Source organism: Phaeovulum sp., from assembly GCF_041596715.1.
Lineage (GTDB): Bacteria > Pseudomonadota > Alphaproteobacteria > Rhodobacterales > Rhodobacteraceae > UBA6213.
On record NZ_JBFHIA010000133.1, the window covers coordinates 1 to 8,646 of the forward strand.

At 61.9% G+C, this 8,646-nt stretch carries 10 protein-coding genes and 1 pseudogene; 5 read left to right on the top strand and 6 right to left on the bottom strand.

Translation table 11 applies throughout. The annotated features are described in order from the left end of the window. The 4 genes from ABY403_RS10070 to ABY403_RS10085 all read right to left on the bottom strand — a co-directional run. The coding region (locus ABY403_RS10070) for a heavy metal-binding domain-containing protein (protein ID WP_372840666.1) at window positions 1-887 on the bottom strand (887 nt) is incomplete at its 3' end. A gap of 130 nt (window positions 888-1,017) precedes the next feature. Continuing rightward, window positions 1,018-2,040 carry a YncE family protein gene (locus ABY403_RS10075; RefSeq protein ID WP_372840667.1) on the bottom strand — a complete coding sequence of 341 codons (1,023 nt, stop codon included), beginning with the start codon at window positions 2,038-2,040 and terminating at the stop codon, window positions 1,018-1,020. Window positions 2,041-2,175: 135 nt separating this feature from the next. Continuing rightward, window positions 2,176-4,290: a protein-disulfide reductase DsbD family protein gene (locus ABY403_RS10080; protein ID WP_372840668.1), complete on the bottom strand. Its 2,115-nt coding sequence runs from the start codon at window positions 4,288-4,290 to the stop codon at window positions 2,176-2,178. 331 nt (window positions 4,291-4,621) lie between these two features. Continuing rightward, entirely contained in the window at window positions 4,622-4,945 is a 324-nt protein-coding gene (locus ABY403_RS10085; RefSeq protein ID WP_372840669.1) for a DUF2933 domain-containing protein, read from the bottom strand. A 159-nt stretch (window positions 4,946-5,104) separates the two neighbouring features. On the opposite strand from ABY403_RS10085, the gene ABY403_RS10090 reads away from it, so the two are divergent. From ABY403_RS10090 to ABY403_RS10100, 3 genes are read left to right on the top strand one after another with little or no spacing between them, the layout of a single operon-like run. Further along, the gene (locus ABY403_RS10090) at window positions 5,105-5,698 is read left to right on the top strand and encodes a L,D-transpeptidase (RefSeq protein ID WP_372840670.1); all 594 of its coding nucleotides are present in this window, start codon (window positions 5,105-5,107) and stop codon (window positions 5,696-5,698) included. Window positions 5,699-5,743: 45 nt separating this feature from the next. Continuing rightward, a complete protein-coding gene (locus ABY403_RS10095; RefSeq protein ID WP_372840671.1) occupies window positions 5,744-6,217 on the top strand; it encodes a cytochrome c in 474 nt (157 codons plus the stop codon). A gap of 37 nt (window positions 6,218-6,254) precedes the next feature. Continuing rightward, a complete protein-coding gene (locus tag ABY403_RS10100) occupies window positions 6,255-6,728 on the top strand; it encodes a cytochrome c (RefSeq protein ID WP_372840672.1) in 474 nt (157 codons plus the stop codon). Between the two features lie 15 nt (window positions 6,729-6,743). Here ABY403_RS10100 and ABY403_RS10105 read toward each other — a convergent pair whose 3' ends face one another. After that, entirely contained in the window at window positions 6,744-6,947 is a 204-nt protein-coding gene (locus tag ABY403_RS10105; protein WP_372840674.1) for a heavy-metal-associated domain-containing protein, read from the bottom strand. Between the two features lie 193 nt (window positions 6,948-7,140). Between ABY403_RS10105 and cueR the strand changes: the two genes are divergently transcribed. Together cueR and ABY403_RS10115 are read left to right on the top strand one after the other, a co-directional pair. Next, the gene (cueR, locus tag ABY403_RS10110) at window positions 7,141-7,560 is read left to right on the top strand and encodes a Cu(I)-responsive transcriptional regulator (protein ID WP_372840675.1); all 420 of its coding nucleotides are present in this window, start codon (window positions 7,141-7,143) and stop codon (window positions 7,558-7,560) included. A 235-nt stretch (window positions 7,561-7,795) separates the two neighbouring features. Further along, a pseudogene (locus ABY403_RS10115) lies at window positions 7,796-8,507 on the top strand (transposase); the annotation flags it as partial. A 10-nt stretch (window positions 8,508-8,517) separates the two neighbouring features. On the opposite strand, the gene ABY403_RS10120 reads toward ABY403_RS10115, so the two are convergent. Beyond that, window positions 8,518-8,646: IS3 family transposase (locus ABY403_RS10120; protein WP_372840677.1), on the bottom strand; the 129-nt coding region annotated here is incomplete at its 5' end.

Consider the following 8,646-nt stretch of genomic DNA (forward strand, 5'->3'; position numbering starts at 1 on the left):
AGCCGGTCGCCCGCCATGACGTTTTCCAGCGGAGCATCGTATTCAGTGCCGTCGGGCAGAATCCGCCGAGCAGTCTTGGGTGCCAGGTCCAGCAGCGCACGAATTGCGTCGCCGGTGCGTTCGCGGGCCCGCAATTCCAGCACCTGACCCAAAAAGACCAGCGCGATAATCACCGCAGCAGCCTCGAAATAGGTGCCAACACCCTCGCCTGAGCGGTACTGCGCGGGAAAGACCCCCGGCAAAAAGGTGGCGACCAACGAGTAGAGATAGGCGGCACCGACACCCAGCGAGATCAACGTCCACATATTCGGCGAGCGGTTACGCAGTGAATCCCAACCGCGTTGGAAGAAGGGCAGCGCCGCCCAGAGAACGACCGGACTGGCTAGCGCAAACTCGAGATAGCTTGCCCAAGGGTGCCCGATCCAGACGCGAAACGGTAATCCGACCAGCTCGCCCATCGTCAACGCGATCAGCGGGACCGACGCCGCCGCACTGATCCACATCCGGCGCGTGAAATCCGTCAACTCGTGGCTGGGTTCGTCAGAGGGCAGCATCGGCTCTAGCGCCATGCCGCAGATCGGGCAGGCACCCGGAGCGTCGCGAACAATTTCGGGGTGCATCGGACAAGTGTACTGCGCACCGGGTTGCACCACCGCGCCACGCTTAGCGGCATTGCCCGAGGCGTAAAACCATGGATCGGCCTCGAACGAAGTCTGACACTTCTGCGAACAAAAGTAGTTGGTTTTGTCGCCGTATTCTAGCGACCGCGCCGAAGGTGTGATCGCAACCGACATGCCGCAGACGGGATCGATTGCCGACTTGGTGCCGGGCGGAAGGTCGCCTTTGCCGCCGTGCGCGTGCCCGTGATGGTCGTGTACGTGGTCCATGTGATGTCCTAGACTGGGTCGCTTCCAAACCAACATGGGGCTTCCAGTTGGGGGAAGGTCAAGGGATACGTCCAGCCCGGACGCGCCCAAAAGAAACCACCACGCTCTGGGCACCTCTTGCGGGCGCTGTTCACTCGGTTTCGGCAACCACGATCTGGTGCGCCATGTCCGCTGTCGTGATGGACTGCTTCAGCGCCAGGCTATCGGCGTCGATCACCCAGAGCACGGGCTCTGCCGAGCTGCTGACCAGTAGATCGCCTTTCGTCAGGGTCATATGATACGGTGCCGGGCCGATCGCCGCTTCGGTTTGGGTGCCGCTGGCCCTGTCGATCCGCACCACCTGACCCCGACCTCTAGCACTGACATAGATCGCGTCGGCATCGGCCTCAATTCCATGCAGATCGCCGCCAATCGTGTAGCTTGCCAGTTGCGCGCCGCTATCCGCATCAAACACCTGCACCGTGCCCGGCCCCGGCGCGGCGACCACCAGTTGCCGCTGATCCGACAACAGCCGCATGTGCTTGGGCCCCCCTGCCGTGCGGATGCTGCGCAGCACCGCGGCACTTGCCGGGTCGACATCGCTGATTGTGGCGTTGCCGGCGTTGCTGACAAAGAACCGCCCGGTAATCGAGTCGGCGGCGGCATATTCGGGAACCGGCCCGGTCACGATGGTTGCGGTGACCTCGCCGCTATCAAGGTCGATGATCGACACTGAGTCGAGCAGCGAATGCGTCACGATTGCCCAGCGCTCATCGGAGCTGACGGCAACGTGGTGCACGATGCCGGGCACTTCAATGCGGCGTAGAACTTCGTGGGTTTTTGCATCGACGATGCTAACAAGGCTAACGGTTCCGGGCGCCACTTCGGCGCCGCTGCCGCCATGATGTGCCGCGTGGTCATCTTCGGAGACTACCGCGGGCTTGGCAATGCCGTCGCGCGCGACTTCTGTAAGACTGCCGGTGATGAGAATGCCGCGCTTTGGCGCTACCGCCATGCCGTGAACATCGGCCAAACCCTCGATGCGGTCGACGACATCATAGGCCGAACTAAGATGCAGCACCGAACCAACCGGGCCTTCGGGCACATAGATGTCGGCGAAGGCTGCGGTCGAAGCAAACAGACCGAGGGCGATTTTTAGAGGAAAGGTTTTCATGATGGCTCCGGGGTTGGGTTAGCCACTCTGTGCAGGCTTCCACTGCTGGAAGGTCAAACGCTGCCGCGTCACAAGCGTGTTACCCAAGGCCGCCCGGTGGGCGGAAACAGCGGCGCGCGGGATGCGCCGACAACCTCAGCCCGCAGCCGCAGCCGCGCCGCCCACCGCCTGTTTGATGGCATCGAGCACTGCGTCGGTCGACAGCAGCTCTGGCAGCACGATCCCCTCGGGCGCGCCGGGGCCGTAAACGATGTTGAACGGTATGCCGTAGCGGCCGAAGCTTTGCAGATAACGTGAAATGGTGTCATCCGGGCGGGTCCAGTCGGCCAGCATTGGCACCACGCCGGGGGCTGCCAACGCCCCCGCCACCGGCTCGCGGTCCAGCACCAGCGCCTTGTTGGCCTTGCACGTCAGACACCAGTCGGCAGTCACGTCGACAAAGACCGTCGTGCCCTCGGCAACCAGTCGGGCAATTGCCGGCCGGTCGAAAGCGACCCAGGCGGTGCGCGCGGCACTGTTTGGGCTGGCCTTTTCGCGCAGCAGGCCGGGCGCCAGAAGCGAAGCGGCAATCAGCACCGCCAGCGCAGGGCGGCGCCAGGCCTGCGGCATGCGTCGCAGCGCCAGCACCATGATCAGCGCCGCCATCAAACCCGCCGTTGTCAGTGCGGCGCGCGGGCCCGCGACACCTATTAGCACCCAGAGCAGCCACGCCGCCGTCAACCCAAGCAGCGCGCCTAGCACAACCTTCAGCGCCGCCATCCAGCGCCCCGGCTTGGGCAGCCGGGTCACCAGCCCCGGCATCGCTGCGATCGCCATATAGGGCAAGGCCAGCCCCAGCCCCAGCGCGGTGAACACCACGAAAATGTCGATCGCGCGTCCGGCCAGCGCAAAAGCCACGGCGGTACCCAGAAACGGCGCTGAGCAGGGGGTGGCCAGCACCGCGGCAAAAGCGCCGGTGGCAAAGTCGCCAGCATAGCCAGGGCTGCCATCGGCACGCGCCATCCGGGTCTGCCAGGACGACGGCAGCGTGATTTCAAATGCGCCGAGCAGGTTAGCGCTGAAGACCGTCACCAGCAGGATCATCAGCGCCAGAAACGCCGGGTTCTGGAATTGCAGCCCCCAGCCCACCGAAAAACCCAACGCGCGCGCCGCCAGTGTAATCGCCGCCAGTCCCCACATGAACGCCATCACGCCGCCCGCCGAAACCAAAAACCCCGCTCGCACGCGCGTCCGGCTGTGGCCCCGGGTCTTGATAACCGAGCCAAGTTTGATTGAAAGCACCGGTAGAACGCAGGGCATGACGTTGAGCACCAGCCCGCCCAGCAACGCCAGCGCCGCCACCCAGGCAAGTTCGCCCACACCTGGGATAATCTTGCGTATCGTGAACGGCGGCTCGGGCACCTGGTCTGCAATCGTCACGCCAAAAGTTGCGGCGCGCGCGCCATCGGTAATGGTTATCTTCAATGCGGCCGCCGGCGTGGGCGCCGAAAATAGCGGTAGCGTCGCCCAGAGCTGCCGCCCACGATCGCCCAGCCGAATGTCGGGCGCGCCAAAGGCGCCGTTCTCGCCGAGTTCCGGAAACACGTCAGGGTCGCTAAAGCCCGTCGCGCTGGTCGCGGTGAAAATCAACGCGGTTTTGTCAGCGTTCAGCGCGGCGACGCCCGGAGCCATACCGCTTTCGCTTCCGTCGTCAGGCACCTTGCGCACGAATTGGGCAATGCGTGCGGCCGCAACGCTGTCGATGCCGCTTGCCGCAGGAATATCGAGCGAAAGCGTGAAATCATGTGGCACGCAAAGCTCGGAACAAATGAGTGCAAAGACCGTTGCCTGCAGCCGTGCCGGCGCCCCGGGGGTTTTCAACGTGACGTTGAGCGGAAACACCACGTCGCTCTTGTAGCCGATGTTCTCGATTCCGAAGGCGCGAAAGCGCTCGGGCGCTGGCCAAAGGAACGTGACATCGGCGATGTTTTCCGACCCCGTCCAGTCGATGCGGGGTGGCAGCCCCACTTCGCCCGGCGAGCGCCAATAGGTCTTCCACCCCGGTGCCAGCTCCAGTTCGAGTCCAGCCGAAAGCGCCCGCACCCCTTCCGCGACGCCGTCCTGCGCAACAAGCAGGCGCGCTGTTACGGCGTCGGAGACATAGGGCTCAGAGACCGCGGCTCTTGCGGATCCGCTGGCTAGCGTCAGGCCGAGCAAAACTGCCGCGCTGAGGGTCGCCGCGCATCTTGTCGCGAAACTATCTGCTGACATGGACTTTCCTTTAGGCAATATTCTGACGCGGGTCGCGGCGATGCCCAGTCCGCCGCCAACCCGCACTTTGACGTGCGGACCGAGCCCGTAGCGGCCTACTGGTCAATTACGACATAACCAGTTCGGCCACTCTTGCAGCTCAGCGCCGCTGTGCGTCCCCCCGGCAAAGGGTCCGCCACGCATCCGCGAGGAATGACTGCTGATTGAGCAGCCAGTGTGCGCGCGAAGTCCACTTTCTCAGGGCATTGCGCTCCCCCAGCACATACGCCGTGAACCACCGGCGACAAAACCGCTCCGCGCCGCAGGCTGCGAGAACGCGCAACCACCCTGCCTACTCGCGCGCCATCGCCGATAGCGACCGCACATCGGGCACCGTGGTCGCTTGCGGCACGCCGAGTGTTTCGTCTTTTGCGCTGGAATGACAAGATTTTCCCATGAGTTTGTGCATCACGAGGTGCATCCCGAGGCACAGTGCCAATGGCGCGAAGGTGATAAGACTGCCGCCGAGCCCGGCAAAGCTGCCACCCGCAGCGATGTAGGCAACGACCGGCAGCAGCATGACGGCACAGCAGGCCCACATACCGTATTTCATCAACGAGTGGCGGGCACCGTTGGCTGTTTCGCTGCTCTGGCGGCTGGATCTGGAGTGGTTCATCGCGATGCTTCCCTTCATTTTTCCTACGGGTGAATGCTTCCAGTGGGGCAAGGTCAACGGTGTCTTGGTTCACCTATTCGTGAAACGCGGTTCGGTTGACCTTCCAGTCCGGGAAGGTCGCATGTGGTCCACAATGAGAATTGCGAAGAGGGCGTGGCAATGCGCAAATCGAATTTGGCTCTTCCAGGGCGGCGACAGGTGATTTTCACCGGCGCTGCGTCTGTCCTGCTGACCAGTGTCACTACCGCGCGGGCGCAAAGTGCCGAGCCTCGAATGACCTCGCCCACGCTGCGGCGCAATGCGTCGTCTTTCAGGGTCAACGATTGGCGCGATCATTTCGATACGCTGAAGAACGGCGTCATTCTGGCCGATACCACCTCGATGATGCTGCAATTCTGGTCCGAAGACGGCACCGTCGCCAAGCTTTATCCCACAAGCGTGCCGCTGAGTGACGATCTGACCCGGCTGGGATACACAGAGGTTACACGCAAGGTGGTCGGCCCAAGCTGGGCGCCGACGCCTGCCATGAAACTGCGCAACCCGGAATGGCCCGATTTCGTCGGGCCGGGCCCCGACAACCCGCTCGGCACGCACGCGCTCTATCTGAGCTGGCAGTATTACCGAGTCCACGGCACCAACGACACCCGCAAGATCGGGCGCAAGTCGTCGAACGGCTGCATCGGTCTGTACAACGAGCAGATCGAAGAGCTGTTCGCGCTGGCGAAGGTCGGAACCCAAGTAAAACTGATCTGACCCGATCTGGGTGATCCCATCCCTCAATAGAAACCAAGGTTGAGAATGAAAAAGATCCTGACATATTGCTTCGGAGCGCTGATCATCGCTGGCGCATCGACCACCGCTCTGAACGCGCAGACAATCTCCTTTGGATCGCCGATGGTGGCGGGGCATTCGATGGTGCCGCCAGATACCTCGGGGATTCCGATCGGGGCGCCGCTGGTGGCGCCGAAGCTGCCAGATACGCTATCGCCCGATGCGCAGATCGGTAAACGGGCGTTTGACGCGGTCTGTGCTGCCTGCCACGGCGAAAACGCTGCTGGGATCAATGGCACGGCGCCGCCGCTGATCCATTTCATCTATGAGCCGAACCACCATCCGCTGGTCTCTTTCCTGTCGGCTGTGCAAAAAGGCGTTCCCGCGCATCACTGGCATTTCGGCGATATGGCCCCGGTTGAGGGAGTGCCGCCAGCGATCGTGAAAAACATCGAAGCCTATATCCGCGAAGTGCAGCGCGAAAATGGAATTCCAGGGTGATGATCGGGCAGCCGGTGCAGGCGCAGGGGCACCAGCGATGAAATGGCCTGTCTTGTTGCTGGCGACGGCGGCGCTGGTAACTGGCATAGGTGCCGCCTACTGGTGGCGCGGCACTACCAGCGCCTCGCAAGCGCCGCTCTTCGCCACCGCCGACACAGTCGCGGGCGCGGTGCTCTATCAGGCCAACTGCGCCGCATGCCACGGCGCAAATCTTGAAGGCGCCGTGGATTGGAAAACACCCGGCACCGATGGCCGTCTGCCGCCGCCGCCGCACGATGAAAGCGGCCATACCTGGCATCATGGCGACATGCTGTTGTTCGACTATACCAAGCTCGGAGGCGCAGAGGCGCTTGCACGGCAAGGCATGGCCTTTGACAGCGGCATGCCCGGTTTCGCCGATACTCTGACCGATGCGCAAATAGTGGATATTCTCGCATTTATCAAATCGACCTGGCCCGATCGCGAACGCCAATCACAGGCAGCGCGCTCTGAAGCCGAACGAAACCCTTGAACCGGGCTGGGTAGTTCAGCGCACGGGCGAAGCGGCGTAGCCCGCGGCCTTCAGCGTCGCCACCAGCGCCTCGTCGCTGAGTGACGCCTTGGCAACCGTGACTGTATGCGTTGCCAGATCGCATTCCACGCTGGCGCCAGCATCGACGGTGCCGATGGCTTTGGTAATGGTCGCCGAGCAATGGCCGCAGCTCATTTCAGGCACGTCAAATCGAGTCATCTCAGTCTCCTATGCAGGTTTTTGCGAAGGTGGGAGTTTCCAGCGCTGGAAGGTCAAGTGACTAACTGGTAACCGGCGCATCTTTTGCAGTTTTCCGCCGTGCCGCGGTCGGGCGCTTGACCTTCCTATGACAGGAACCATATCTGGATAACAGGGCGCCCATGCGCCGTTTTTGTAAGACAGGGATCACGCCATGAATATCGGAGACGCCGCGCAGCTTTCGGGCCTTCCGGCCAAAACTATCCGATATTATGAGGATATCGGCCTGATCGAACCTTTGCGCGCCGCCAACGGTTATCGCAGTTTTCGTGAAAGCGACCTGCACAAACTCGCCTTTCTAGGCCGCGCGCGGTCGCTGGGTTTTACCATCGACGATTGCCGCACGCTTCTGACACTCTATCGCGACCGCTCGCGCGCCAGTGCCGACGTAAAGCATGTCGCGCAGGATCATCTGGCCTGCATCGATCGCAAGATCGTCGAGTTGACCGAGATGCGAAGAACTCTTTCGCATCTGATCGAGGCTTGTGCGGGTGATGACCGGCCCGACTGCCCCATTCTTGCAGACCTCGCAGCGGTTGCGCCGGGGCAAAGCTGCGTTAGCCATTCAAATTGAACGGCCAAATCCGCGGGTAGTCCGAGGGGACTGATACTTGTTGTTGTGTAGATCGCCAGTGCTCTTGGGCGTTTTGAACGACCTGCCGACGGCCGCGAGCCGCAGACGTTACGGTTACGTGAAAAATACGCTTTTAGCTCGCGCCCTAGCCCCTGCCGACTATAGCGTACTGTGGACCTGCACCGATTTTGTTCCGGTCTTTTGAGAGCAATACTCACCATCAAGGAGACCGGATATGGCAGCGATACACAGTGACGAGTTCAAGCGGGATGCGGTTCGCATTGCACTCACCAGTGGCCTGACACGGCGTCAGGCTGCGTCTGATTTGGGGGTCGGGCTTTCGACGCTCGGCAAATGGGTTCGGGCGGTTCCTGAGGAAGCCAAGGTGCCTGCGCAGGACGCCGAGCTTCTGCGCGAGAACGACCGGCTTCGCAAAGAGAACCGCATTCTCCGGGTTTGAACCGGACCAGCAAACAGTCCGGTGGACTGTTTTCCCGGCGAAAGGGGAGAAGTATTGAAAAAGCTGTGATGTTCTTCGTGGCTCAAAAGCCATGGTGTTTCAGTATATTGACGAGTATCGCGGCACGCTGACCCGGAGCCATCTGTGCCGCCTGATGGGCGTGTCAGAGCGCGGGCTCCATGCTTGGAAGCACCGCTCCCCGTCGCATCGCCAACGGCGTGACATGGTGCTTTTGGCACATATCCGCGATCAGCACCGCCTGAGCTTGGGCAGCTACGGCAGGCATCGCATGACCGAGGAGATGAACGAGCTTGGCATCCGCGTCGGCCAGCGTCGGGTGGGTCGTCTGATGCGTCAGAACGGCATTCAGGTTATCCGCAGCCGCAAGATCAAGCGCGCCACCGACAGCGATCACGCCTTCAACATCGCGCCGAATCTCTTAAAGCAGGACTTCGCCGCGAGCGGGCCGAACCTGAAGTTGAATGGCCCCTAGTTTGCTAGACGCCTTGCAGTTTCAGTTTCTGCTGCTGTTCGAAGGCAATTGGTGACAGCATGCCATTCCTAACGTGTTTGCGCTGCGGGTTGTAGAAGAACTCGATGTAATCGAACACATCGCGCCGGGCTTC